General features: G+C 35.6%; 26 protein-coding genes. 8 read left to right on the top strand and 18 right to left on the bottom strand.

What is annotated here, in order from left to right; translation table 11 throughout:
- Positions 1 to 4: 4 nt before the first annotated feature.
- Positions 5 to 271, bottom strand: a complete 267-nt coding sequence (locus tag C240_RS07510) for a DUF3130 family protein (protein ID WP_271493332.1) — start codon at positions 269 to 271, stop codon at positions 5 to 7.
- 280 nt (positions 272 to 551) lie between these two features.
- Here C240_RS07510 and C240_RS07505 point away from each other — a divergent pair, with 280 nt between their 5' ends.
- Complete coding sequence (locus C240_RS07505; RefSeq protein ID WP_271493330.1) at positions 552 to 875, top strand: winged helix-turn-helix transcriptional regulator; 324 nt, start codon at positions 552 to 554, stop codon at positions 873 to 875.
- A gap of 97 nt (positions 876 to 972) precedes the next feature.
- Complete coding sequence (locus tag C240_RS07500; RefSeq protein WP_271493328.1) at positions 973 to 1,581, top strand: hypothetical protein; 609 nt, start codon at positions 973 to 975, stop codon at positions 1,579 to 1,581.
- Between the two features lie 58 nt (positions 1,582 to 1,639).
- Here the strand turns inward: C240_RS07500 and C240_RS07495 are convergent, their stop codons facing one another.
- The 12 genes from C240_RS07495 to C240_RS07440 all read right to left on the bottom strand — a co-directional run bounded on the left by C240_RS07495 (position 1,640) and on the right by C240_RS07440 (position 14,706).
- Complete coding sequence (locus C240_RS07495) at positions 1,640 to 2,530, bottom strand: hypothetical protein (RefSeq protein WP_271493326.1); 891 nt, start codon at positions 2,528 to 2,530, stop codon at positions 1,640 to 1,642.
- 150 nt (positions 2,531 to 2,680) lie between these two features.
- A complete protein-coding gene (locus tag C240_RS07490) occupies positions 2,681 to 5,311 on the bottom strand; it encodes an HAD-IC family P-type ATPase (protein ID WP_271493324.1) in 2,631 nt (876 codons plus the stop codon).
- A 218-nt stretch (positions 5,312 to 5,529) separates the two neighbouring features.
- Positions 5,530 to 6,381 (bottom strand): aldo/keto reductase, encoded by an 852-nt coding sequence (locus C240_RS07485; protein WP_271493322.1) that lies wholly within the window; start codon positions 6,379 to 6,381, stop codon positions 5,530 to 5,532.
- Positions 6,382 to 6,459: 78 nt separating this feature from the next.
- Positions 6,460 to 6,891, bottom strand: a complete 432-nt coding sequence (locus tag C240_RS07480; protein ID WP_271493320.1) for a MerR family transcriptional regulator — start codon at positions 6,889 to 6,891, stop codon at positions 6,460 to 6,462.
- A 27-nt stretch (positions 6,892 to 6,918) separates the two neighbouring features.
- Positions 6,919 to 7,497 (bottom strand): histidine phosphatase family protein, encoded by a 579-nt coding sequence (locus tag C240_RS07475; protein WP_271493318.1) that lies wholly within the window; start codon positions 7,495 to 7,497, stop codon positions 6,919 to 6,921.
- 83 nt (positions 7,498 to 7,580) lie between these two features.
- Complete coding sequence (locus C240_RS07470) at positions 7,581 to 8,501, bottom strand: helix-turn-helix transcriptional regulator (protein ID WP_271493315.1); 921 nt, start codon at positions 8,499 to 8,501, stop codon at positions 7,581 to 7,583.
- 78 nt (positions 8,502 to 8,579) lie between these two features.
- Complete coding sequence (locus C240_RS07465) at positions 8,580 to 9,074, bottom strand: DUF1456 family protein (protein WP_271493313.1); 495 nt, start codon at positions 9,072 to 9,074, stop codon at positions 8,580 to 8,582.
- Positions 9,075 to 9,208: 134 nt separating this feature from the next.
- Entirely contained in the window at positions 9,209 to 10,840 is a 1,632-nt protein-coding gene (locus C240_RS07460; protein WP_271493311.1) for a peptide ABC transporter substrate-binding protein, read from the bottom strand.
- A 26-nt stretch (positions 10,841 to 10,866) separates the two neighbouring features.
- Complete coding sequence (locus C240_RS07455) at positions 10,867 to 11,943, bottom strand: M42 family metallopeptidase (protein WP_271493309.1); 1,077 nt, start codon at positions 11,941 to 11,943, stop codon at positions 10,867 to 10,869.
- 32 nt (positions 11,944 to 11,975) lie between these two features.
- The gene (gene ald, locus C240_RS07450; RefSeq protein WP_271493307.1) at positions 11,976 to 13,088 is read right to left on the bottom strand and encodes an alanine dehydrogenase; all 1,113 of its coding nucleotides are present in this window, start codon (positions 13,086 to 13,088) and stop codon (positions 11,976 to 11,978) included.
- 181 nt (positions 13,089 to 13,269) lie between these two features.
- Positions 13,270 to 14,259 carry a tagatose-bisphosphate aldolase gene (lacD, locus tag C240_RS07445; protein ID WP_271493305.1) on the bottom strand — a complete coding sequence of 330 codons (990 nt, stop codon included), beginning with the start codon at positions 14,257 to 14,259 and terminating at the stop codon, positions 13,270 to 13,272.
- A gap of 102 nt (positions 14,260 to 14,361) precedes the next feature.
- On the bottom strand, positions 14,362 to 14,706 hold the full coding sequence (locus C240_RS07440; RefSeq protein WP_271493303.1) for a hypothetical protein: 345 nt from the start codon (positions 14,704 to 14,706) through the stop codon (positions 14,362 to 14,364).
- A gap of 221 nt (positions 14,707 to 14,927) precedes the next feature.
- On the opposite strand from C240_RS07440, the gene C240_RS07435 reads away from it, so the two are divergent.
- Together C240_RS07435 and C240_RS07430 are read left to right on the top strand one after the other, a co-directional pair.
- On the top strand, positions 14,928 to 15,215 hold the full coding sequence (locus C240_RS07435) for a hypothetical protein (RefSeq protein ID WP_271493302.1): 288 nt from the start codon (positions 14,928 to 14,930) through the stop codon (positions 15,213 to 15,215).
- Between the two features lie 18 nt (positions 15,216 to 15,233).
- The gene (locus C240_RS07430; protein ID WP_271493299.1) at positions 15,234 to 16,163 is read left to right on the top strand and encodes a LacI family DNA-binding transcriptional regulator; all 930 of its coding nucleotides are present in this window, start codon (positions 15,234 to 15,236) and stop codon (positions 16,161 to 16,163) included.
- Between the two features lie 60 nt (positions 16,164 to 16,223).
- Here C240_RS07430 and C240_RS07425 read toward each other — a convergent pair whose 3' ends face one another.
- Together C240_RS07425 and C240_RS07420 are read right to left on the bottom strand one after the other, a co-directional pair.
- Positions 16,224 to 16,619 carry a DUF1801 domain-containing protein gene (locus tag C240_RS07425; RefSeq protein WP_271493297.1) on the bottom strand — a complete coding sequence of 132 codons (396 nt, stop codon included), beginning with the start codon at positions 16,617 to 16,619 and terminating at the stop codon, positions 16,224 to 16,226.
- 70 nt (positions 16,620 to 16,689) lie between these two features.
- Entirely contained in the window at positions 16,690 to 17,415 is a 726-nt protein-coding gene (locus C240_RS07420) for a YebC/PmpR family DNA-binding transcriptional regulator (RefSeq protein ID WP_271493295.1), read from the bottom strand.
- Positions 17,416 to 17,598: 183 nt separating this feature from the next.
- Between C240_RS07420 and C240_RS07415 the strand changes: the two genes are divergently transcribed.
- The 3 genes from C240_RS07415 to C240_RS07405 all read left to right on the top strand — a co-directional run bounded on the left by C240_RS07415 (position 17,599) and on the right by C240_RS07405 (position 21,277).
- A complete protein-coding gene (locus C240_RS07415; RefSeq protein WP_271493294.1) occupies positions 17,599 to 18,369 on the top strand; it encodes a MurR/RpiR family transcriptional regulator in 771 nt (256 codons plus the stop codon).
- Positions 18,370 to 18,512: 143 nt separating this feature from the next.
- Complete coding sequence (gene malX / locus C240_RS07410) at positions 18,513 to 20,069, top strand: maltose/glucose-specific PTS transporter subunit IIBC (RefSeq protein ID WP_271493293.1); 1,557 nt, start codon at positions 18,513 to 18,515, stop codon at positions 20,067 to 20,069.
- An 11-nt stretch (positions 20,070 to 20,080) separates the two neighbouring features.
- Positions 20,081 to 21,277, top strand: a complete 1,197-nt coding sequence (locus C240_RS07405) for a MalY/PatB family protein (protein WP_271493292.1) — start codon at positions 20,081 to 20,083, stop codon at positions 21,275 to 21,277.
- Between the two features lie 151 nt (positions 21,278 to 21,428).
- Here C240_RS07405 and C240_RS07400 read toward each other — a convergent pair whose 3' ends face one another.
- From C240_RS07400 to C240_RS07390, 3 genes are all read right to left on the bottom strand, one after another.
- Complete coding sequence (locus C240_RS07400; protein WP_271493291.1) at positions 21,429 to 21,638, bottom strand: hypothetical protein; 210 nt, start codon at positions 21,636 to 21,638, stop codon at positions 21,429 to 21,431.
- Positions 21,639 to 21,717: 79 nt separating this feature from the next.
- Entirely contained in the window at positions 21,718 to 22,110 is a 393-nt protein-coding gene (locus tag C240_RS07395) for a YxeA family protein (protein ID WP_271493290.1), read from the bottom strand.
- A 149-nt stretch (positions 22,111 to 22,259) separates the two neighbouring features.
- Complete coding sequence (locus C240_RS07390; RefSeq protein ID WP_271493289.1) at positions 22,260 to 22,760, bottom strand: VanZ family protein; 501 nt, start codon at positions 22,758 to 22,760, stop codon at positions 22,260 to 22,262.
- Positions 22,761 to 22,878: 118 nt separating this feature from the next.
- Between C240_RS07390 and C240_RS07385 the strand changes: the two genes are divergently transcribed.
- Entirely contained in the window at positions 22,879 to 24,687 is a 1,809-nt protein-coding gene (locus C240_RS07385; RefSeq protein WP_271493288.1) for a M3 family oligoendopeptidase, read from the top strand.
- The last annotated feature ends 91 nt before the right edge of the window (positions 24,688 to 24,778 follow it).

Genomic DNA, 24,778 nt, shown 5'->3' with positions numbered 1-24,778 from the left:
GCACCTACTTTACTGCATTTTTTTCAGCCTGTTTGATGGCTTGATGTATTTTTTCTAAGTTTCCAATGTCTTTTGATGCGTTGCTTTTGAACGTTGATACGATAGAACTTAGAGAAGAAACACTGCTTTTCATCGCACTAGCTGCATTACTTTCAGAAAAACTCATACTACTTGCTTGTTTTGGTTTGAATGACAATGATGAGATACTGCTTGTAAATTTACTTGTTAAAGAATTTACTGTCGCTGCATCGGTACTGATTTTATCTGACATCTTAAACATCTCCTTTATAAGAAAACTATTGATTCTATTACGAAATTTTTTAACATTGGGCTCATATATTCTTTCCAACTTCTACGCAAACATATATGTAATTTATTATTATTAATAGGTCAAATATAACAATTATATCATATGCAAAAAATTACTTTTTTCATATTATTCATTCCCACACGAACTATTTGATAACTTTCCTATTACCTCAAAAACCTGATATAATCTCTAATACAAATATCCAGATATTTACTAACTATAGACTTAGGAGATACTTACAATGATCAAAAAAGAAGATATGCCTCTTTGCGATGTTGCGACTACAGTGGAATTAATCGGCAGTAAATGGAAAACATTACTTATCCGTGATTTAATCTCCGGTTCAAAAAGAACCTCCGAATTAAAACGTTCTCTCGTTGGTATTTCGCAAAAAGTTTTAACTGAAAGTCTGAATTCCATGATTGCAGATGGTCTGGTGGAACGAATTGATTTTCAAAAAGTCCCACCTCACGTTGAATATCAGTTAACCCCACTTGGCGAAACTCTATTACCTGTTATTGAAGCGATGAGAAAATGGGGCCAGTTTTATAAAGAACAGCTCTAAGGATAGTTACAAATTTGTGCCTACTTACCCTATTTTTGAAAATCAGCTATACTTTAATTAGCGTTATGATAGTCAACTTATATTGAGGAGGACATTTATGAATCCTGAAACAACATTAATCAAAACAGTCCATACAAATGCTGAATGGGTAAATTTAGCTGATGAAACTGTTTTAAAAGTCGTGAAAAAAGATAAACTAATGAAATTCGATGAAAATACTTATGTAAAACTGGTAGACAGTTCTTTTCATAATGGAGAAATTGAAGTGAAAATGCTTAGTCGCCTATTGCCTGATGCACCAGATTTTGCTCGTGGTTTTATTGGTATTGCTTTTCGCATTAATGAAGAAGATACAGCGTTTGAATCTTTCTATGTCAGACCTACAAATGGACGTGTGACAGATCCGATCAGAAAAAACCGTGCTGTTCAGTATTTCTCTTATCCTGACTATACGTTTGAGTATTTTAGAAACCTGGAGATAACAGATTTTGAGGGACCTGCGGATATTGGGCTTGATGAATGGATTACCTTAAAAACGGTAATCAATGGTGCGACAGCGAAGTTTTATTTAAATGATCTTACGGAACCCGTTTTAATCGTGGAACAGATGAAGCTTGGAGCAGATGCACGAGGAGAAGTTGGTTTGTTTGTTGATATTGGTACGGAAGGTTTTTTTAAGGATTTGAAAATAACTGCTGTTGATTAAACAATAGAACCATACTAAAAAAGTTCTGAACTTTTCGTTCAGAACTTTGTACTCATTTTCAATTCTCTTTCACTTCATCATCAGAAGCTATTTTATCCTCAGACAAGCGTTCAATCAATACTTGTTGTTGTTCAATCACTTCCACTAATCGTTCGTTTAACTCAATTTGACGAACTCTTTTCGTATGATGTAAGTTAAATTTATTTTGTAAATACTGACTGTCTTTTATCATGCGGATACCTTCAACCACATGTCCTACTAAGATAATAGCTACCGCGCCAATACTGCAGCCTACCAACCAATTTTTCAAAATCAAAATCTGTGCCCAGCTTTGTTGGAGCAGGTCTGGAATACCAGCAATTTTCTTTGTTTTTTGGATTAAGCCACGGATTTGATCGATCAACGAAAGAATATTGGAAACCAATTGATCCAGTGAAAATGATGAGTTCAAGAAGATTTCCGATAATTTATCTTGAAAAGCTTGCAGCTCACTCACACTCAAACTATTAATTCTATGATTAACAGTATTGTATGTTTGTGAAACCTCCATTCCCATTTTAACAAGAATCGTTACCAAGGAAATGACCAAAAACAAGTAACCCGCTATAAGCAACTTCTCACTCAGATGCCAGCGATCAATCCTCTTTAATCTCCATAACAAATATCCAATTAAAATCAAACCAAGAATAATAAAGATAATCTGGGATCCAGCAAGTATTGCTAGTTCAATCCCCATTTGTTTTGCTTGCTCCTGCAGGCTAGTCAACCAATCCTCAGAAGAAAAAAGTAGTAATACACTTTGAATATTGATTTTAAAATACTTTTGCGTAATTCCTTGAATAAAACTTTGCTGATTTACAACTAAAAAAAATAATACCGCTAAATAAAGCAAACTACTAATGTGTACAATCGGTCGTAGATACTGTTTTTTCCCGAACCACTTTACCATCTCTAACTCAGCTCCTCTTTTCCCAACTAAACAAAATTCACTTACATCATATCATTAAACCTCAAAAGTCAGTACTGATTTACCCTATAAATAAAAATGTACTTTGTCTAAACTAATGGTAGTTTCTAACAAAGTACATCTCTATTTATATTATTTCATAAAAGGTCGCGTAATTGCTTTTTCAATCTCTACAATAACGTAAACCGCTATCCCTGATAACAATGCTAAACCGATATAGTTCCAGCCAATAGCTGTTGTCCCCAGAGCCATATGCATTGGTGTTGTGAAAATTAGTAGTAATTGCAAGAAGAACAATACTAGTAACGACAACCACAATACTTTGTTCGTAAGAATACTCTTATTAATTGAAAAACGGTGAATTTCCCGACAGTTTATCATGTAGAAAACTTGCCCGAATACAATCGTCGTAATCAACGTTGTCTGCATAGCAGCTGTACTAGAGCCGCGATCAGCCAGATAGCCGTTTACTAAGAAACCAAGAGCTGCTAGTAAAATTGATACATAGAAAATCCGGAATACGGCATAACGATTTAAAATATTTTCCTTTGGATCACGTGGTGGACGAGACATTCCTTGATCTTCCAACGGTTCAAAACCTAAAGCAAAAGACAAAGTGATCGTCGTTACCATATTTAACCATAGAATTTGAACTGACGTTAGCGGTAATGGTTTATCAATCAATAATGAAACTACTACTAGCAAACCTTGAGCAAACGCGGTCGGTAATGAGAAGTAGATGGTTTTCTTTAAGTTGTCATATACTCTGCGGCCTTCTTTTACAGCACTCGTAATTGTCGCAAAATTATCGTCTGCTAAAACCATATCTGCAGCATCTTTAGTTACTTGTGTTCCTTTGATTCCCATGGCAATTCCGATATCTGCTTGTTTTAATGCTGGAGCATCATTCACACCATCACCAGTCATTCCCACGATTTGACCATTTTTTTGAATTGCATTTACTAAACGTAATTTATGTTCAGGAGTCGTTCTAGCGTAGACATCATTGTTTAACACAACTTTTTCTAGTTCTTCATCCGACAAGGCTTCGATTTCTTTCCCAACTACAGCATTTTCGTAGTTTTCGATCCCAATTTCTCTTGCGATCGCAATGGCTGTATCCTTGTGGTCTCCTGTAATCATTTTCACTGAAATACCTGCTTCACGGCTGATTCTAACTGCTTCAATCGCTTCTTTTTTCGGTGGGTCCATAATTCCAAACAAACCGATAATAATCATATCTTCTGTCAAATCATTGTGTGTTAAAGAATCTTTATCTTTGGGTACTTCTTTAAATGCAGTTGCTAAGATCCGCTGTCCTTTTTTAGCATGAACGCTGATCTGCTCTTCCCAATAAGCTAAATCAAAAGCAGTTGTTTTATCATCACTTAATTGGAATTGCATCATTTTCAGTAAAACATCTGGTGCACCTTTTAAATAGATAAAACGTTTGTCATTAATCTCAACTAAAGTAGCCATATATTTGTATGAAGAATCAAACGGGATTTTATTAATATCATGTTCTTCTTCAACTAACGCCATATGATTCGCCCAATCAAGTAGCGCTCCTTCAGTTGGATTTCCGATTACTTCACGTTGACCATTTTTGTAAGTAATTTTTGTATCATTACAATATAATGCCGCTTCAATCATTTTTCTGATAGAAAAGTTTCTTTCCGCTTGATTTAGATAGTCGGTATTTCCACTGTTTTCTTCTACATCAATGACTTCTTGGGCTGTAATAACAGCAACAACTTCCATTTCGTTTTTAGTTAGCGTTCCTGTCTTATCTGAACAAATAACGGCCATGCTTCCTAATGTTTCCACTGCAGGCATTTTCTTGATAATCGCTTTTTGTTTCGCCATTCTCGTTACACCTACAGAAAGAATGATCGACAGAACTGCCGGCAAACCTTCCGGTACAGCCGATACTGCTAAAGCAATCATTGAAGAAAGTAATTCTTCACCTGTAAGTTCTCTAAACATCACGCTAAACACAACAAGAAAAACAATTAATCCCGCTAAAATGAAGAAAATTTGTTTATTCAGTAGCTTCATCTTTTTAATTAGCGGTGTTTCATTGTCGCCAACATTTTTCAAGTGCTGACTGATTTTCCCGATTTCTGTATTATCACCAATATCCACAACGATTCCTTTACCTGAACCACTATTGACTAGTGTACCTGAAAAAACCATATTTACTCTATCACCCAGCTCGACATCTTCATCAATCGGCTGACTGTTTTTCTCAACTGGAGTCGATTCACCCGTTAAAATTGCTTCTTCTACAACTAAATTATATGCTTCAATAACACGTAAATCGGCTGGTATAATATCACCCGGATTTAAATAAACGATATCTCCTCGCACTAATGTTTCCGCTTGAACAGTTTCTTTCTCATCATCAATGAGCACAATCGCTTCTGAACTCATCATTGAATTCAAACTGTTTAACGAGTCTGAAGCTTTGGCTTCTTGGACGTAACCAATAATCGAGTTAATAACTACCACCAGCAAAATAATAACCATATCAATATAGTCACCACTGATTCCTTTTAACACGGCTGATGCAATCAGCACATAAATAAGTAAATCGTGAAAGTGACTAAAGAACTTTTTTAGATTACTTACCTCTTCTTCCTTTGAAAGCGCGTTGCTGCCATCTTGAATATGTCTGTTGTGCCTCTCTTCACTTGTTAAACCGTGTAAATTTCCATGTAAAGAATTTATTAGCTCATCTGTTTTCATTTTATACCACTTCACAAAAATCCCTCCTATTTTTTTCATATTTCTATGTAAAGATTATAAAAAGTCTATCAAAAAAAAGAGAATTATGCACCAAATATGGTTATGAAAGGCATAAAATTAAAGTTTCCTGAAACTTTTCATTCCAGATCATACATAATGCACTAAAATAAGTTCTCAACCATGATTTTACTCAAAGATTAAGAACTTTATTTTATTTTTTGTCCACAGAAGTTTTACACATTCAATTTTCTACTAGCCATCCACTTAATCATTTCCGGGTCCGCATGAGAGAAAAATTGACTTTCTCCTTCATTTAATTCTGCAATAGCCTGTTTATCCGAGTCTGTTAAACTAAAATCAAATACTGCCAAATTTTCCAACATCCGATCTTTTTTCACCGTCTTAGATAAAACCACAATTTCTTGCTCAACTAACCAGCGAATAATGACTTGAGCAACTGATTTATGGTATTTTTTGGCTATGCTTGTTAGAGTTTCATTATTAAAAATGTCTTTTTTCCCTTCAGCAAATGGCGCCCAGGCTTCTGGAATAATCCCTTCCGCTTTTAAAGCTTCGATATTTTTAGTTTGCTGATTGAATGGGCTGATTTCAATTTGGTTGATTTGCGGTATTATTTTGTTAAATTCTGCCAAATCAATTGCACGATCCACTGCAAAATTTGAGACCCCGATTGCACGGATTTTTCCTTCTGCTTGTAGTTCTTCTATCGCACGCCATGCTCCGTAAACATCATTGTAAGGTTGATGCAGTAAAAGTAAATCAATATACTCTAAATCTAAACGCTCAAGCGAACGTTGAAAAGAAGTTTTCACGCCTTCATAAGAAACATTTTCCACCCAGATTTTGGTTGTAATAAACAATTCATCGCGGGCAATACCTGAACGCGCAATACCTCTTCCTACGGCTTCTTCATTCAAGTAAGACTGAGCAGTATCAATATGACGGTACCCTGCTTCAATAGCATCAAATACTGCTTGTTCTGCTTCTTTTGGATCAGTGATTTGATAGGTACCAAAGCCTAAAATCGGTACTGCTACGCCATTATTCAAGTTAATTGTTTTCATAAATAGTCCCTCCAGTTAATTGTTTTCATATGAACAATTTTATAATAAACCTTGAAGTGAGCTCCATAGCAAGTCTTTTTACTTATTTTTTTCTTGAAAATAATTCATCTGCCAAAGTTCTTCCACCGTATCGTCTGTAATTTCTCCTGTTTTAAACTTAGCGATATGATCGTCATAGGTTTCAATTTTATATTGAAGTAATTCTTTGGTTTTAGTCATTTCCTGAAGTTTTTTCTCAATTTCTTGCAGCTGATCTTTTAAAATTTGTTTTTGCGCTTCTTCTACATCACCATCAAGTTGAGCTAAAGTCGCAAATTCAATCAAGGATTCGATTGAAACACCTGCACGCCGTAAGCTTTTAGCTAGAAAAATCCAGTTAAGATCTCTTTTTGTATACACTCGGTAGCCATTTTTATCACGTTTAATTGCTGGAATTACACCCACTCGTTCATAATAACGGATGGTATCTGTAGTTAGGTCAAACATTTCTGCGACTTGTTTGCTGTTCAATTTTTTTCCTCCTAACTTATTATTCGTTTAAAGGGTTGAATAATCATGATTAATGATCTCTTGTAAGATAAACGTATCCGCTTCAAAATCAAATTTCAGAATGCTGCAATTTTTTAAGCCACCTACTTGGTCTACATCACTGGTATGAGCCCAGCTCCGCATAAATTGACGACAAGAAGCACCATGAGATACAGCTAAAATGGTTTGATTTTTTTCTGCTCTCATCATTTCTAAAATCGTCTCTGACACTCTTTGTCTAAATTGCATTTCAGCTTCTCCACCGTAGGGAACAAAAAAATCACCATAAGGTAAACTGGGATTTAACGCTTCACTCTCTGCTTCAAAACGCCCGAAATTCCATTCTTTTAGCCCTTTCAATCTCCGATAAGGTAGATCTGTCACATATTCTAATGTATCACAAGCACGTTCAGAAGTAGACGCATAAGCGCTCTCAATTGTGATCTGCTGTTCATCAAAATACTGTCCGGCAATCTGTGCCTGTTTAATACCTTTTTCAGTAAGGGGTGAATCACACCAGCCTTGAATTTTCTTTTGTTGGTTAAAAAGAGTTTCCCCATGTCTCATCAGATATAATGTTTTTTTCATCTTTTTCCGCCCTTTCCATTTTAGTATTGATTTATCTTATCTATAGCATAAACCCTGAAGTGCACTTTAAGGCAAGGGGAAATTTAGGAATATAAATGATTTAATTTTTTAATTTCTTGAATGTGTAATTTTTTTAAGGTTTCTGGGGAAATAACCGTTACGCTATCACCAAACATTAACAGAAATGCTAGGATCGTTTGTTGCTGTGAAGTTGAAATATGAACATTTATATATGATTCAGAAATTTCAATTTCATCGTCTGTATAATAATCATACAACTTTCCAAGATCTTCTTTTTTAAAACGTAGGTGAATATGTTCATCTTTTTCTCTGGTTATTGTTTTCTCGGTGTAATTGCTTGGTAAAAATGTGGTTTGCTGGGTTTCTAACTGACGAATTCTAGTTACTTTAAAGTAGCGGAAATCTTCACGAGTTTCACAATAGGAATAGATATACCAGCTACCATTCATCAGCATTAACTCATATGGATGGATCATTCTATGCGTGAACTCGCCTTTATTATCTACATAGGTAATTTTCAGCTTACGATTTTCTTTTAATGTGGCATTAATTCTATCAATTTTTAACTTCGTCTCTACTTCAATCTCGTGTCGATGCATCGTTGGTGAAGCAAATGAAAACCGCTGTTGCGGATGCTTTTGCTGATTATCGGCTACTTGCAGCGCTGAAATTTTTTCCTTAATCGTACTTTTTTGATCGAACAACCCAAAGAGACCTTCTTTGACATTCAAGGCATTTAGTATATCTTGTTTTTCTTCACCATTGTAGGTATACGTTCGTAGCTTAAATGAATTCATTAGTGAAAAACCGCCATTACGCCCCGGCTGTGAAATAATCGGAAAACCAGCTAATTCAATCGTTTCAATATCTCTAAAAATTGTACGTTTGGTTACTTCAAAACGTTGAGCCAACTGCGTAGCTGAAACAACTTCATTATCCAAAAGCAAAACAATAATTGCCAAGATTCTCTCAATTTTTTTCATCGATACCCTCCCGTTCCCTACTAAAAAAGGATAAAACTAGTCTCTACCGCCAGCTTTATCCTTAAATTTTTTTGTTTTTCACTCACGATATTTGATAGCTAGACCTTTTAGAAAATTCCTCGCATAGCGATCGCCGCATTCTTTGTAATTTCGGTGACCTTCTTTTCGTAAAATAGCACTCAGTTCACTATCAGATACATATACACCTGCTAGTCGCAACACGTCCAACATATCATCGCTAGTAAGGGCTAAAGCAATTTTTACTTTTTTCAGCATCACGTTATTAACATTGCTTTGACTAGTAATTAAAAATGACGGTTTTGGTGCTACACCGTTTTTCATTGGCGCTTTCCCACGTTTGAAGGTAATTAATCCATTTAAGAAAGCTTCCAGTGTATGATTATCACAAACTGCATCCTGCGGTAATTCGTCCTCTTCTTTTTGCTTAGTCAACAATACGCGCAATTCTTCTCTGGAAATATCCAGATTGCCTAGTTTGAAGATTTTAATCATGTCCGTATCTTTAATGTCCAACGCATAACGCAATCGAATCAATATATCATTATTATTCATCTTTTTCCTCCAGAAAACTTGTCATCGTTTCTTTAGTATAAAGCTTTCCAGCAGATAATGCATCCATTTATTGACTCTCTTTAATAAAAAACTTGAGAAGCGGTAATTTCTACCGTTCCTCAAGTCTATTTACTTTATTTTACTGATACGTTTTTATAGTATGGTGCTCCGATTGCGCGGTAAACTAAGCCTTCCACACGCTCATTAACTAAGAATGCTTCTGATGCTTGATACAATGGTGTCACTGGTGAATTGTCCATTAATACTTTTTGCGCATCTAACAACGTATCCCAACGTTTTTCATTTTCAGTTGCATAGGTCGTTGCAGATTCCGTTAGTAGTTGATCGTATTCTTCATTACTGAATTTACCGTAGTTTTGCTCTCCATTTGATCTAAACAGTTGTAAGAAATCATATGGATCTGCGTAAGTCGCTGCCCAGCCGGCTAAAACAACATCAAAATCACCATTACTCATTTGATCTAAGCGATTTTTAAAAGGGACACTTGAAATAGTTACTTTTAATCCGCTTAGATTTTCTGTTAATAAACCTTGAATATATTCAGATAGTTTCTTCGCAGAATCTGTATCTGACGTTAATAATGTGATTGAAGCGGAATCAATGCCTAATTCTTTTTTTGCATCTTCCCAAAGTTTTTTACCAGCATCAATGTCGGTTTTCATTAGTTCACCAGCGGCTTCAGCAAAATCTTCGCCTGTTTCTTGGTTTACAATGCCTTTAGGTACAAACGCTTCAATAGCCATCGAACCATCTTTTAAGATATTCTTAGCGATTTGCTCTGAGTTTACTAATTTAGTAATAGCATTTCTCGCATTTTTATTGGCAAAGATTTGATTTTCTGTATTATATTGCAAGTAAGATGTTGATGGATAGATCCGTGTCACTAATTCTGGATTGTCTTTTTCTTGATCTACATATTCTCCTTTAATCGGTGCAATATCTGTTTCACCTGCTTTAAACAAGTTAACATTCGTACCGATCTCTTTACTTACTTGTACATTGACTTCATCTAATTTTACATTGTCAGCATCTCTATATTTATCATTTTTCATATAGTTCCAAGTAATGCTTGTGCCATCCCAATCCGCAAGGGTAAATGCACCATTATAAATCATGTTCTCGCTATTTGTACCGTAATCTTTGCCTTTTTCTTCCACAAATTTTTCATTCAATGGATAAAATGTTGGTTTAGCTAAAAGTGAAGATAAATATGGAATAGGATATTCTAAATTAATTTCCAATGTGTAGTCATCGATTGCTTTAGCACCCAAATCTGTTGCAGGCTTTTCTCCTTTTGAAATAGCTGTGTAATTTTCAAAACCATCAAAAAGATACGCGTACTCTGAACCAGTTTTTGGATCAACTGTTCGTTGCCATGAATAAACAAAATCATGAGCTGTTACTGGATCACCATTGCTCCATTTAGCATCATCACGTAATTCAATGGTATATTTTTTACCATCATCAGTCGGTGAAACAACTTCTTTAGCGATTGCCGGCGCTGATGTGCTATCATCTGCAAATTCATAAAGTCCTTCCATCACTTGACTAATTGCTGAGAAACTTACAACATCGGTTGCTTGAGAGATATCCATCGTTGGTAACTCTGCGCTTTCTAAAACTTTTAATACTTGTTTTTTATCCCCAGTTGATTCTTCTTTTTTGTCACCTGAACTACATGCAGCAAGTGCTAAAACTAACGTACTAGCTGCCAGTATTGTTACTGCCCACTTTTTGATGTTCATTTTTTATCCCCCTAATTTCTATATTTTTAAAAACTTTCGATCTTGGCTTTACTCAAGTCATTCACGATAGCGATTGCTAGTTTCTGCGCTGCCTGATAATCTTCAAAAGCAACATAACCATAATGTGTATGTGCATAACGGACAGGTACACCGATCACGATTGCAGGCACACCTTTATTCGTTAAATTAATAATTGCTCCATTCGTTCCGCCACCTTTTCTAACTGAACTTTGCATCGGCAAACCATATTTTTCAGCTGTCTCCTTAGCAAAACGTTGAAAGCGCGGATTGGTAATCATTGATACATCGAAATTTCTTAGCATTGGACCACGTTTAAGTCCAGACTGAATCATGTACTCTTCTGAAAAAGTATCATCTGCTGGACAACCTTCAAAAACAATAGCTAGATCTGGTTGGACATTATTCATCGCTACTGTTGCTCCACGTTCTCCCACTTCTTCTTGAGCTGTCATGGTTCCAATCAAATTAAAACCAGTTTCTTTTTTAGATAACTCCTGTAATGTTTCCAATAAACAAGCACAGCCAATCCGGCAATCAAATGCTTTGCCAAGCATTACATCGGTAGCTTCAAGGTATTCAAAAGTAACATCTGGAATCACGGGGTCGCCAATCGCTATATTTAGCTTTTGAACAACTTCTTCAGCACTGGTGCACCCCACATCGATAACCATGTCATCAATAGTTTGAACTTCCTTACGCTCTGCTTCTGTCATAAAATGAGGTGGTTTACTGGCGATAATTCCTGGAACTTCTTTTCCATTTGATGTTTTAATTCGTACTCGATGGGCTGGAATCGTGTTAGACACCCAACCGCCTAGTGGTAAGAAACGTAACGTTCCGTTGGGCTTAATAGCTTGAACAATAAAACCAACTTCATCACTATGAGCATCAAAAACAATTGTTAGTTGGTTTGATTTTTGTTCACCAACTTTCATATAAACATTTCTGATGTGATCCTCACTCACTTCTGCAAATGGTGCTGAAAATTCTTTAGCAATTGCTACAACATCATCTTCAAAACCAGAAACACCAGAAGCATTTGATAAACGTTCAATTAAATGTAGCGATTCTTTTTTCGTCATTTAGTCACATTTCCTCTCGATAAATTTTGCAACTATAACACTGTTTGAACGGACGTATAATCTAAATCCAAATCAGTTGCGACAGCTTGATTCGTCATTGATCCATTGATTGTATTAACACCTGCCATTAATGCAGAGTCTTGTTCAATTGCTTGTCTAAAACCTTTATTTGCTAATTCTAAAATATAGCGTAATGTAGCGTTTGCTAAAGCAAAAGTCGCTGTCTGCGGCACTGCTCCCGGCATATTTGCTACAGCATAATGAATCACCCCATGCTTGATATAGGTAGGGTGTTCATGAGTTGTTACTGCATCAATTGTTTCGAAAATCCCACCTTGATCAATTGCTATATCAATAATAACCGAATGTTCCGGCATAGAAGCAACCATTTCCTCTGTTACCAGAACTGGGGCTTTCCTACCCGGGATCAAGACTGCGCCAATCACAAGATCTGCATCTTTGACTGCTTCTTGAATATTAAAGTGATTGGAAACCAGTGTTTTAATCGCACCGTTAAATTGATTATCAATTTCTTGCAGTTTTTTGATATTCACGTCTAATATTGTTACATCGGCACCTAACCCTAAAGCGATTTTAGCCGCATTACAACCAGAAATACCACCACCGATAATTATTACTTTACCTTTTTTCACACCCGGTACGCCACCTAGTAAGATTCCTTTTCCTTCAGGAACTTTTTCTAAAAATTGAGCGCCAATTTGCGTTGCTAGTCGCCCAGCAATTTCACTCATTGGTGCTAAGAGCGGCAATTCTCCAGATGATAATTGGACACTTTCGTAAGCAAGCGTTTTAGTTTTGCGTTTCAATAATTCTTCTGCTAATGGTTTATTTGCTGCTAAATGTAAGTAAGTAAATAAAATTAAGTCTTCTCTTAAATATGAATATTCGGCTGCTAACGGTTCTTTTACTTTTAACACTAACTCTTGAGCCCAGGCTTCTTGAGCAGTCTTTACAATTACAGCTCCTACCGCTTCGTACTCTTCATCTCGAATCGAGGCACCTAATCCGGCCTTCGTCTCGACAAATACTTCATGACCTTGTGTCACTAGCTCTAAAACTCCTGCTGCTGGCAACGCTACTCGATTTTCACCATTTTTTATCTCTTTTGGAATACCAATTTTCATTTTTCAGGATCCTCTCTACCTCATTGCTTCTTAAGCTTTAGGCTTCTGTATTAAATTATAGTTTAATGAGAGTTCAACTGCAATATGAATAAAAAATTATTTTCTGCTTCTATTCTAATTTTCATACAAAAAAATACCTGAAACAAATCTTTCTATGATTTATTCCAGATATTATTAATTTTTATCCAACCTCAACTTTTGAACGCCACGAAGTTCCACAACGATCAACAATCTCATTCAAGGTTTCAACATTCTTCTTCCCATATTCAGTAAACCATTTTCGCCCAGCTTCTTCTCCATGTGCAGCAAAAGGTTTCACTCCTTCTCGCCACGTAGCGCGTCCACACAGAACGCCGCTAAATTTTGAGCCGGCTTCTTTAGCAAATTTCAAGGTTTCTTGGAACAACTCAGTTGAAACGCCAGCACTTAAAAAGATAAACGGTAATTCTGTCAAATCACTTTGTCGTTTAAAATAATCCAACGCTTCTTTTTTACTGTACACAACTTCATCGTCTGTGAATCCTTCTACATACTTCATATTAACAGGAACTTCCATTTTTAAAACATCAATGTGATAATTCGGCTTAGAAAATTCAACCATAGATTCTAAAACTTTATGTGGTTTTACTCTTGCAAAAGCCGCAGAAGAAGCATCTAAAATTTCTGTATCATAAGTAACAATTTCCACAAAAAAAGGAATATCTTCACCTAAACATTCACTACCTAAACGTTCGACAAAAACATGTTTTAAATGATTAATCGCAGTTGGTTCATCTGGATCATAATACAGTAAAAACTTAATTGCATCCGCACCAGCCTCCTTCAAACGAGAAACAGACCAATCTTCTAATAAATCAGGCATTCGACCGGGTGTTGAAGCATCGTAGCCTGTTTTTTCATAGGCCAATAGTAACCCACAGTTCTTATCACGAACTTTTGTTGCTGGCAATCCATATTCAGGATCCAGTAGAATAGCTGAGGCATAAGGCGTTAATTCTTCTGAAGCAACTTTTTTAAAATCAATAATTTCTTCACCAGTAGCGACTGTACTAGCATCTGCCAGCATCTTTTTCAAAGAACCGCGCTGATCGATAGCTAATGCTTCAATTAATCCTTTTTCATTTGATAGTCGGTTTAATGCATCCATTTTAGCTTGACTGATTTTTATCATGTTGTGGTCTCCTTTGCATTTTTGAGTATAACCTCTCTTACTTTCGAGTATACTCGCTGCTATTTATAAAAACAAAAGAGAAGCTTTTTGTTAGTTTTAAGCTTAAAAGAAACTGAAGATAGAATAGACACTATAAATACTCAAGGCAATCAAAGTAAATAAATAGCTGTAGATACTAATTTTACTTAATGATGTTTTCTTCAATTGATACAAAATAACAAACATACAGATAACTTGTGCATATAATAAAAAATTTCTAAAGAAGTGATCGTCAAATCCAAACAGGATTCCAGTCATATCAAGTGAAATCACAACTAAAATTAATAAACCGAATAAATGAAAACTCCTTTTAGAACTTGTAGTTAACTGACTTGGACTCAACGATCCATAAAGAACGATGATTGAAATATATGCAACATAAAATAAATTATTAAAAATAAGGTTCATTTTCCTTTTCACTCCTCAAATTGAATGGTTAAAAATCATTTTAACATACTACGTGAGAAATCTGATATATCATCAATTATTGCGAAGTATATATTCAAAAATTCCTGATAAATTTTACATATTTTAACCAAACCATCTCATAAATTCTTTTTCCCATTTCTTGCTTGACCTGATACGCGTTTCATACTTTATAGTTGAAGCAAAGATAGGAGGAAATAATTATGAATGGGATGCTCGAATTGACTGATCGCTTAGGTCTTGATTATTATTTTGTTTCGTTATTCACTGAAAATGGTGTGTTTGTTATCCGCAGTTTGAATAACTATTGCAAACCAATTAATAAAGCAGTAGAATTGGCTGAAATAGAAGGATTAACGTTTGGAAAACAAAATGAACTGGATTTTGTTTGCTTTGATTATGAAGAGGAGCATTATCATTTCCTCGATTATGGCAATCATTTGGTGCCTTTTTTAAACAACATTTTGCAACCTGCCAATGTTAGTTCCTAGTATTGAAAGGAGTCATTTATGGCAAACATTCGTGATATTGCCAAGTTATCTGGTTACTCAGTAGCAACCGTTTCCCGTGTTATCAATAATCATCCATATGTCTCTGAAGAAAAAAGAAAACATATTCAAAAAATCATGCAGGAACTCGATTATATTCCAAATGTCAAAGCCCGTGATTTAAGCACTGGCATATCAAAACATATTGCTGTTATGATTCCTTTTGCCAACCATCCATATACAGATAAAATTGTCAGCGGTATCTTAACTGCTGCATTCAATGATGGTTATAAAGTGACTTTACTTCCGACTAATTACAATCCGGAAATAGAAAAACAGTACTTAGATGCATTAGCTGCCAAAGCATGGGATGGAATGATTATCACTTCAAAAAAAATTTCTTTTGAGGTAATTGCTCGTTATCTAAAATATGCCCCCATCGTTTGCTGTGAAGATACTGGTCATTTCCCGATTTCTTGCGTATCGATTAATCGTGAACAATCATTTACCGAACTATTTACTAGTCTGACTCAGCAAGGTTACAAAAAAATCGGCTTAGTCGTTGGTCGAACAGAAAAAGAAAGTGCAAGTACTGGTGTTGTATTACGCGCATATGGAAAAGTTCTCGGTATGCTGGATAATTCTTTGATTATCAGAAATTGCCGAACGTATGAGGATGGACTCAAAGCTGGGAACTATTTTTCAACCATTAATGATCTTGAAGTGATCGTTACAAATGGTGATGATGTTGCCGCTGGTATTCTACAACATGTGTCCTCAGCTAAAGTAAAAGTCATTGGCGAGGAAAATTTACTTTCCAGTCAACTGCTTAATTTTTCAACTATAGATCATCGTTTAGATAAATGTGGTGAAGCAGCTTTTGCTTTGCTGTTAAAAGAACCAAATCAAACAGTCACGATTCCTTACAGATTTATAGAAAGAGGTACGTAAAAACCATCTTGCTTTGAATAAAGCTAAAGATGGTTTTTATTCTATCTATAGTAGCAATTATTATTTGCTGGTTTTCTTATGATAAGTTAGCGCTCGCTGAATGCAGTATCTTAATTCTTCTACTGGAAGTTCTTCGTTCGGATCAAGAACAATCGCTCGATTTCCAGAAAATTCCAAACGATCATTGAACAATGCTCGAAACTCCTCTATCAATGTTGTTTGACAATGGAAGAACAGAGCGATTTTGTCATCACCAAAGCGATCAATACGGATTGGGCTACCCGATTTACTAACTTTGGTTGCATACGATGGCTGATTCCATTTCAAGCTCTCTTCCAGTTCTCCAACGCCATCTATCTCTGCTGCTGTAGCAAAGATAAGTTCACGAATTTGTAGAAGCGGAATTCGATATTCTATCGGAAATTGTTCAAATCGATCAACTATAATTTTTTCCATCTGGCACCTCTTTTCGATAGCTAAAATGTATCATACAAAAGATGACAGCTGATTGTCATCTTTAATTAATTTACATTTCTGCTGAAGTAAAAACTTCTGATACGTCGTCATCTTCTTCTAATTTATCAATCAAGATTTGTAATTGTTCTTGTTTGGCACTATCCAGTTCAACTAAAGTTTGCGGAACCATCGTCAATTCTGCTTGAGCTAAAGTATACCCATCTTTTTCTAATGCATCTCTGACTGTGGTAAAATCTTCTGATGCGGTATAAATTTCAAAGACTTCTGCTGATGTTTCTAAATCTTCTGCACCTGCTTCCAGCACATTCTCAAACATTGTATCTTCATCAACTTCCAAACCTTCACGCTCGACTGCAATATAACCCTTTCGATCAAACATGTAACTTACTGAGCCTGTTTCACCTAACGAGCCGCCACTTCTAGTAAAAGCCACGCGGACATTGGTGGCTGTCCGATTACGATTATCTGTTAAAGCATAAACCAAAATCGCAACACCACCAGGTCCATACCCTTCATACGTAATTTCATCGTAATGTTCATTATCACCTGCGCTACTGGCTTTTTTGATTGCCCGATCAATGTTATCATTCGGCATATTTGCTGCTTTGGCTTTATCCATCACTAATCGTAACGCTGCATTAATTGTTGGGTCTGCTCCTCCAGCCTTTGCCGCTACGTAGATTTCTCTAGACAGCTTTTGAAAAATTTTACCTCGTTTCGCATCTTGGGCATTTTTACGTCCTTGAATATTCTTCCACTTACTATGACCTGCCATTAAATATCCTCCTTAATATTAAAGCAGAACAAATCACTTCATTTAGCATATGACTTACATTGCTCCACTTCATTCCTCTTTCTTCTTATTCTACTATTGTTCGCAATAGTTGCAACCTTTACTCTCCTTCTAGCAGTTTGCTATACTAATAGAATGAAATACCTGTATAAAGGGGGAAACATAGTGAATGTGTTTTTTAAAAAGCTGCAAAAATATCGGGACCAGCTAAGCCGATTAGAACAACAAGTGCTAGATTATATTATTGATTACCCTAAAGAATTCTCACAAAGTCGAATTGATGAAGTGGCGCAAAAACTTTATGTTTCAACCGCTACAATCAGCCGAACAAGTAAAGCTCTAGGTTATTCTGGATTTCAAGAATTAAAATATGCCTTAATTCATCAATTAGAAGAAGAACAACACCCAACCTATGAGCCATCACAAAATTTCGATCAACTAGCAAATCGAGTACAAAGTGAAATCAGCGAAACCCTGCAGTTGATTCAACCGAAAAATCTTGAATTAGGTGCACAACTACTTGAGGAAAGTCTGCGAGTTGAATTTTTTGGTGTGGGCAGTTCTTATTCTTGCTGTTTTGAAGCAGCACGTAAATTGACCTTTGCTGGTAGAATAGCAAATGCTCGTGAAGACTGGGATGAACTAAGAATTGTTGCGAAACACTTAACTTCAAATGATCTGGCAATTTTAGTTAGTTACAGCGGTGAAACAAGTTTACCTTTAGAATATGTAGCTATTCTAAAAGAAAAACAAGTACCTATTATCGCCATTGTTGGTTCCAAAAATAATCAGCTGGAAGAATTTGCTTCTTTAGTTTTTCATGTTAAAGTTGCTAACGGCTATTATGGTGAGATTGACATGAGTTCTAGAATTCCGATGCATCTTATTTTAGAGTTATTGATCCTACGCTATATTGAAACTTATGTAGAAAAATGAAAGACCATACATTTTTTGTACGCTCTTCCAAGGTTTATGAAAGCGCTTGTTTTCGCGATTGCTTAATCGTAAACTGAATTTAATAACAAGCTCGTTTTATTACTTAAGTTCAGTTTTTCTTAATTGGAAAGGAGAGCACTAACATGAAAAAGAAATTTAGTTTTTGGGAATTTTTCCAAGGAATTGGTAAAACATTTATGCTGCCAGTCGCTTTGCTGGCTTTTATGGGGTTAATTTTGGGAATTGGGAGTTCCTTTTCTAGTCCCTCAACGATTGAAATGCTGCCGTTTTTAGATCAACCTTGGCTGCAAGTGATTTTCCGGTTTATGACAACTGTCGGCGGATTTGCTTTTACTTATTTACCTTTATTATTTGCAATGGCAATTCCGTTAGGGTTAGCTCGTAGTGAAAAAGGCGTAGCTGCGTTTTCTGGTTTCGTTGGTTATGTGGTTATGAACTTATCGATTAATTTTTATTTAACTGAAACTGGAAAACTAGCCGATCCCGATCATTTGCGTGAAGCAGGTCAAGGAATGGTTCTTGGCATGCAGTCAGTGGAAATGGGGGTTTTAGGCGGGATTATTGTTGGGATTATTGTTTACTTGCTTCACAATAAATTCTATACGATTCAATTGCCAGATGCTTTTGCATTCTTTGGCGGTGCTCGTTTTATTCCAATTATTACTTCACTAACCATGGCGATAGTTGGTGTCTTGATCCCAATTATTTGGCCTGTTTTCGCTATGGCAATCAATAGTGTGGGATTTGCGATTCAAAAAGCAGGCATTTTCGGACCATTTCTATTCGGTGCTGGAGAACGCTTGTTGCTGCCATTTGGTTTACATCATATTTTAGTTTCGATGATTCGATTTACTGAAGCTGGTGGAACGCAAATTGTAGATGGGCAAAGTGTTTCTGGTGCTTTAAACATTTTTTATGCACAGTTACAAAGTGGCTCACCTATTAGTCCAGCAGCTACTGCCTTCTTGTCACAAGGAAAAATGCCGACATTTATGTTTGGTTTACCTGCTGCTGCTTTAGCGATGTACCGGACTGCTCTACCGCAAAATCGTCATAAAATTAAAGGTTTACTAATTTCAGGTGTGATAGCGGCCTTTGTCACTGGGATTACTGAGCCTATCGAATTTTTATTCTTATTTATTGCACCAGTTTTATATGGTTTCCATGTAATTATGACCGGTTTAGGATTTATGCTGATGGCTTTACTACAAGTTGTAATTGGTAATACCGACGGCGGTGTACTAGATTTTCTGATTTTCGGTGTCTTACAAGGTACGTATACAAAATGGTATCTAGTTTTAATCGTTGGCGCACTTTGGTTTGCTGTTTATTATTTCGTCTTCAAATTTGCCATCTTAAAATTCAACTTAAAAACACCTGGTAGAGAACTAGCAACAGCAGAGGACACATCTGATACAGAGCGGACATATAAAAAAAGTGGTAACTATGATGGTCAATCCATTCTCGCTGCTTTAGGCGGGACAACCAATATCGTCTCATTGGATAACTGTATCACCCGTTTACGGCTAGTTGTAGATGATATGTCGGTAATACAAGAAGACGAGCTGAAAAATCTAGGTGCATTAGGTGTTATCAAGCTAGATGCAAACAATTTACAGGTTATTATTGGTACTCAAGTGGCTAGTGTAAAAAATGAACTAGAAAATTTGATGGGATAGGATAAAGTCATATGAATGATAAAATAGATTTTGATACAATCGTGGATCGAAGAGGAACATTTTGTACGCAGTGGGATTACGTAGCAGATCGTTTTGGCGAAGCAGATTTGTTACCTTTTACCGTATCTGATACAGATTTTGCAGTACCAAAAGAAATCATTGCCACACTTCAGCAAAGAATTACACACCCAGTTTTTGGATATACTCGTTGGAATCATGCAGATTTTAAAGAAAGTATCCAAAAATGGTATTTAAAAAGGTTCGATTATCAAGTAGATAGTGAGTGGATTGTTTATAGTCCATCAGTCATCTATTCGATTGCTAAATTAATTGAATTAAAATCACAAATTGGCGATCATGTAGTTATCCAAACGCCCGCTTATGATGCTTTCTTTAAAATGGTTGAGGCTGAGAATCGGACGTTGATTGAAACTAATTTACTCTATCAAAATAATCACTATAGTATAGATTTTAATGATTTGGGGGCAAAATTAAAACATCCCAACTGTAAAATTTTTTTACTTTGCAGCCCGCACAATCCAACTGGGCGAGTTTGGACTGCAGCAGAGTTACAACAAATAATCCAATTGTGTGAACAATATGATGTCTTTTTGATTTCTGACGAGATCCATATGGATATTTTACGTGAAGGACAACAGCATCTACCGATTTTTAGTGCCACATCTGATTCTAAAAATATTGCATTGTGTACATCTGCTAGCAAAACATTCAATACACCTGGCTTAATCGCATCCTATTTGATGATTCCAGATTCAGCACTTCGGGAACAATTTTTGCTAACATTAAAAAATCGTGATGGACTTTCTTCTACTAGTATTTTTGGCATGCTAAGCACTATTACAGCTTATAATGAATGTGGCTATTGGCTAGATCAGTTAAATGATTATTTAGAGAAAAATGTTCAGCGAGTAGAAAATTTTATTGCAGAGTATGTACCAGAAATGATGGTTGTTCCTGCGCAGGCTACTTATTTACTTTGGATTGATTGCTCAAATTTACCTTTCTCAATGGAAGAAATTCAAGATGTTCTTATTCATCATGGGAAAGTTGCAATTATGGCTGGTGAAACTTATGGCACGACTGGCAAAAACTTTTTGCGTTTAAATATCGGTTGTTCTAAAAATAAACTCATTGATGGCTTATCTAGATTGAGAGACAGTATTCTTTTTCTAAAAAATAATAGTTGAAATTAGACTACCACCCGCTCAATGCATAAAACGCATTGAGCGGGTGGTAGAAAATTTTATAAGATTCCGACTTTTTCACACTGGCTTATTGTGGTTTTCGTTGATGAAGCTATCCATTCAAAGCGTTATCTACCAGTCACATCTTTTTTTATTACCCAACAATCGATAGACATAATTCTACATCACGTAAAGAAAAAATCTCTCCATCCTTAAATGGAATCGTACATTCTTCCTGTTCACCGCTTAACAACTGAATATTAACACATCCTACTTCAGTAAAAATACGATAAGCCAGCATACCCAAACTAGATAGTGTTGCGGTATCTCTTAATTGGTTTTTATTAATCACTAATTTTTCCATAATATCCCCTCCCCTAAATTACATTATAGAGAGAATTATTTAAAATTTAGCGAATGTTTACCTATTTTTCTCTTTTTTATTATAAAAATGGAATAATTCGCTTAGGCACATCCTGGACGCTGATTTCTTGCCAACCCTTTACCTTTTGACCTTTTACCGTTAATTCAAGGATCTTATTTGATTTCAGTTTTTTTCCAAACGAGATATAGGCCAATTTGCGCTTTTGACCATTACTTGTGTAGCAAGTCTGAACATAGGCAAAATTATCAATTTTAGTAACAGCATCAGGATATTTATGATCAAATGTTTGAGTAGTTTTTGTATAAACTTTCTCTGTTTTTACTAGCGGATTAAACTGGTCAATAATAGCTGCAGAACTTGAAAGATTATTGTACGTATAAATTCTGAGTCCAATAATAATTATGAAAAAAATGAAACTAAGAGTAAGTAGCGATTTACAAAGACATTTCATACACTACTCCTTTCTAAAACAATTAGCCCTATCCTATAATCATAATTTTTTTCTCTTGTTGTTTCATCCAGCCTAAGACTGATTTTTTCCATTAAATAAAATGTGATGAAAAGTGTAATTCCAAACACTCCTCATCACATTTTAAGTTATTATTTCCGTAACTTTTTGATTCCTATAACCACTAAACAAATGACCACTGCCGTCAATGCACCGATAGAATCTAGCATAACATCTTGAAAAAGTGGTGTCCGTCCACCTGTCATCATTTGATGAAACTCATCAAGTCCAGCATAACCTGTTGCTGTAAGCCATGCGACAACTCCCACCAACAATGGTTGTTTCATTTTTAAGTTTAAGCCTAAAAACCAACTACCGCCTAATAAAAAATACGTTCCAAAATGAGCTCCTTTACGAATAAAGAATTCAACAAATTTTATATAACCTTTTGCTTTAATACTTACTTCATCACCAGCATAGTTAAAAGATATTCCTTTAAGCTGTTCTTCGAATGGATGACTACTTAATAGTTTTCCTAATAAGCCAACTTGAGATTGCTGCTCATACGTTTGAGAGGAGCTATAAAATAAAATTGCCATAATCAAAAATGCGATCAAAATATAAAAATTACTATTTTTCAAATATTTTTTCACTTCAACACCTCGTTTCTTCTATTATATTAGCCTTTTCTTTCAAAATAAACAATCACTCAAATATTTTTTCTTATGATATACTAGAAGAAATAGTTTTTTAAGAAAGAAGGAATCGTTTATGACTTATTCGCTAGTTTGGGATTTAGATAGTATTTTTCCTGGCGGCAGCAATTCAGTTCAGCTTGAGCAGCGTATGACTGAATTAAAAGAGCAAAGCCACAATTATCATCAATTAATCGAGCAATGGACTCCAGAAGATGACACTAACTATCAAGAAATGCAGCAGATCTTAGCTTTACAGGAAACAATAACAGATGGCTTTTCACAATGCAATAGCTTTATTAATGCGCTATCTTCAGCAGATACGAAGGATAAAAAAGCCAAAATATTAGCTGGAAATCTTTTCGCCTTACTACCAGCAATCCAATTAGCAGAAACTATTTTCACTAAGAAAATAACTGAAATCTCTGATACTGACTGGCAAGAACTGTTAAACTTACCGGCTTTTGTGCCAATTGCTTTTCGTTTAGGTGAAATTCGTCGTGATGGAAAAAAATTACTTAGCGAGCAAGAAGAAAATATTATTAATACCTTATCACTAGACGGTCTTAATGCTTGGAGTAGTCATTACGATACCATCGTTGCTAGTATTACAATTCCATTTAAAGAAAAAGATCAATCAATCTCTAATCTTTCTGCGGGTCAAGCTTTTAATCGCATGATGAGTGATCCTGATAAAGAAGTTAGAGCACAACTATTTGCTGATTGGGAAAAAGCTTGGAGTGAAAAATCACCTTTACTAGCAGATACGTTGAATCATTTAGACGGTTTCCGTTTAAGCCAATACAAATTACACGGAGTTACCGACTATTTAGAGGAACCTTTAAACTATAACCGAATGAAAAAAGAAACCTTAGAGGTTATGTGGTCTACTATTCAAAAAAATAAACAGCCATTTATTGATTTCTTAACACGTAAAGCCCAGTTAATGGGTAAAGAAAAAATGGATTGGCAAGACCAAGATGCACCAATTATTTTAGGAGATCTTCAAGAAAAATCATTTAGTTTTGATGAAGCAGCTGATTTTATTTTAGAAAACTTTGAAAAATTCAGTCCAAAAATGGCGAATTTCTCGAAACAAGCTTTTGAAAAAAGTTGGATAGAAGCTGAGGATCGACCCGGCAAGCGCCCCGGCGGTTATTGTACCGAATTACCAGAAACAAAAGAATCTAGAATTTTCATGACTTTTGGTAATTCAATCAATGAAGTAGCTACTTTAGCTCATGAGTTAGGCCACGCCTTTCATAGTAGTGTAATGTGGGATCTTCCAGCTCTTGACCGAGAATATGCGATGAACGTTGCAGAGACAGCTAGTACTTTTGCAGAATTAATTGTAGCGGATGCGACTTTAAAAGAAGCAAAAACAGCCGAAGAAAAAATTAACTTGCTAGACACTAAAATGCAGAATGCTATCGCAATGTTTATGAATATTCATGCTCGTTTTATTTTTGAAAAGAGCTTTTATGAAGCACGTCAATCTGGATTATTAAGCGAAGATGAAATCACTACTTTAATGCTGGAAGCTCAAAAAGAAAGTTATCAAAATAGTTTGGGATCGTATCACCCACATTTTTGGGCAAGCAAATTGCATTTCTTTATTGATGATGTGCCTTTCTATAATTTCCCATATACCTTCGGCTACTTGTTCAGCATGGGAATTTATGCTTACGCAAATAAACAAGGTAGTGATTTTGAAGATCAATATATTGCTTTACTTCGTGATACAGCGTCTATGTCATCTGAAGAATTAGCGGAAAAACATCTTGGGGTTGATTTGACTAAACCTGATTTCTGGCAAGCTGGAATTGACCAAGTTGTGAAAGATGTAAATGAATTTATGACCTTAACTGACTCATATATTAAATAAATACTTGAAGCTTTGGCATTTTTTGTTAAAGCTTCTTTTTTCTAGATAAAAAAAGAACCAGACAATAGTCTGGCTCTTATCAATTCATTTA

The sequence above is a fragment of the Enterococcus sp. 5H genome (assembly GCF_028128615.1).
GTDB lineage: Bacteria > Bacillota > Bacilli > Lactobacillales > Enterococcaceae > Enterococcus_L.
The sequence above is the reverse complement of the archived record's forward strand: the minus strand, read 5'-3'. Positions and strand labels throughout refer to the sequence as shown.

Coding starts and splice junctions, on each gene's coding strand:
- C240_RS07510 (WP_271493332.1), bottom strand. CDS start 271: ATGTCAGATAAAATCAGTACCGATGCAGCGACAGTAAATTCTTTAACA.
- C240_RS07505 (WP_271493330.1), top strand. CDS start 552: ATGATCAAAAAAGAAGATATGCCTCTTTGCGATGTTGCGACTACAGTG.
- C240_RS07500 (WP_271493328.1), top strand. CDS start 973: ATGAATCCTGAAACAACATTAATCAAAACAGTCCATACAAATGCTGAA.
- C240_RS07495 (WP_271493326.1), bottom strand. CDS start 2,530: ATGGTAAAGTGGTTCGGGAAAAAACAGTATCTACGACCGATTGTACAC.
- C240_RS07485 (WP_271493322.1), bottom strand. CDS start 6,381: ATGAAAACAATTAACTTGAATAATGGCGTAGCAGTACCGATTTTAGGC.
- C240_RS07475 (WP_271493318.1), bottom strand. CDS start 7,497: ATGAAAAAAACATTATATCTGATGAGACATGGGGAAACTCTTTTTAAC.
- C240_RS07470 (WP_271493315.1), bottom strand. CDS start 8,501: ATGAAAAAAATTGAGAGAATCTTGGCAATTATTGTTTTGCTTTTGGAT.
- C240_RS07465 (WP_271493313.1), bottom strand. CDS start 9,074: ATGAATAATAATGATATATTGATTCGATTGCGTTATGCGTTGGACATT.
- C240_RS07460 (WP_271493311.1), bottom strand. CDS start 10,840: ATGAACATCAAAAAGTGGGCAGTAACAATACTGGCAGCTAGTACGTTA.
- C240_RS07455 (WP_271493309.1), bottom strand. CDS start 11,943: ATGACGAAAAAAGAATCGCTACATTTAATTGAACGTTTATCAAATGCT.
- ald (WP_271493307.1), bottom strand. CDS start 13,088: ATGAAAATTGGTATTCCAAAAGAGATAAAAAATGGTGAAAATCGAGTA.
- lacD (WP_271493305.1), bottom strand. CDS start 14,259: ATGATAAAAATCAGTCAAGCTAAAATGGATGCATTAAACCGACTATCA.
- C240_RS07440 (WP_271493303.1), bottom strand. CDS start 14,706: ATGAACCTTATTTTTAATAATTTATTTTATGTTGCATATATTTCAATC.
- C240_RS07435 (WP_271493302.1), top strand. CDS start 14,928: ATGAATGGGATGCTCGAATTGACTGATCGCTTAGGTCTTGATTATTAT.
- C240_RS07430 (WP_271493299.1), top strand. CDS start 15,234: ATGGCAAACATTCGTGATATTGCCAAGTTATCTGGTTACTCAGTAGCA.
- C240_RS07425 (WP_271493297.1), bottom strand. CDS start 16,619: ATGGAAAAAATTATAGTTGATCGATTTGAACAATTTCCGATAGAATAT.
- C240_RS07420 (WP_271493295.1), bottom strand. CDS start 17,415: ATGGCAGGTCATAGTAAGTGGAAGAATATTCAAGGACGTAAAAATGCC.
- malX (WP_271493293.1), top strand. CDS start 18,513: ATGAAAAAGAAATTTAGTTTTTGGGAATTTTTCCAAGGAATTGGTAAA.
- C240_RS07405 (WP_271493292.1), top strand. CDS start 20,081: ATGAATGATAAAATAGATTTTGATACAATCGTGGATCGAAGAGGAACA.
- C240_RS07400 (WP_271493291.1), bottom strand. CDS start 21,638: ATGGAAAAATTAGTGATTAATAAAAACCAATTAAGAGATACCGCAACA.
- C240_RS07395 (WP_271493290.1), bottom strand. CDS start 22,110: ATGAAATGTCTTTGTAAATCGCTACTTACTCTTAGTTTCATTTTTTTC.
- C240_RS07385 (WP_271493288.1), top strand. CDS start 22,879: ATGACTTATTCGCTAGTTTGGGATTTAGATAGTATTTTTCCTGGCGGC.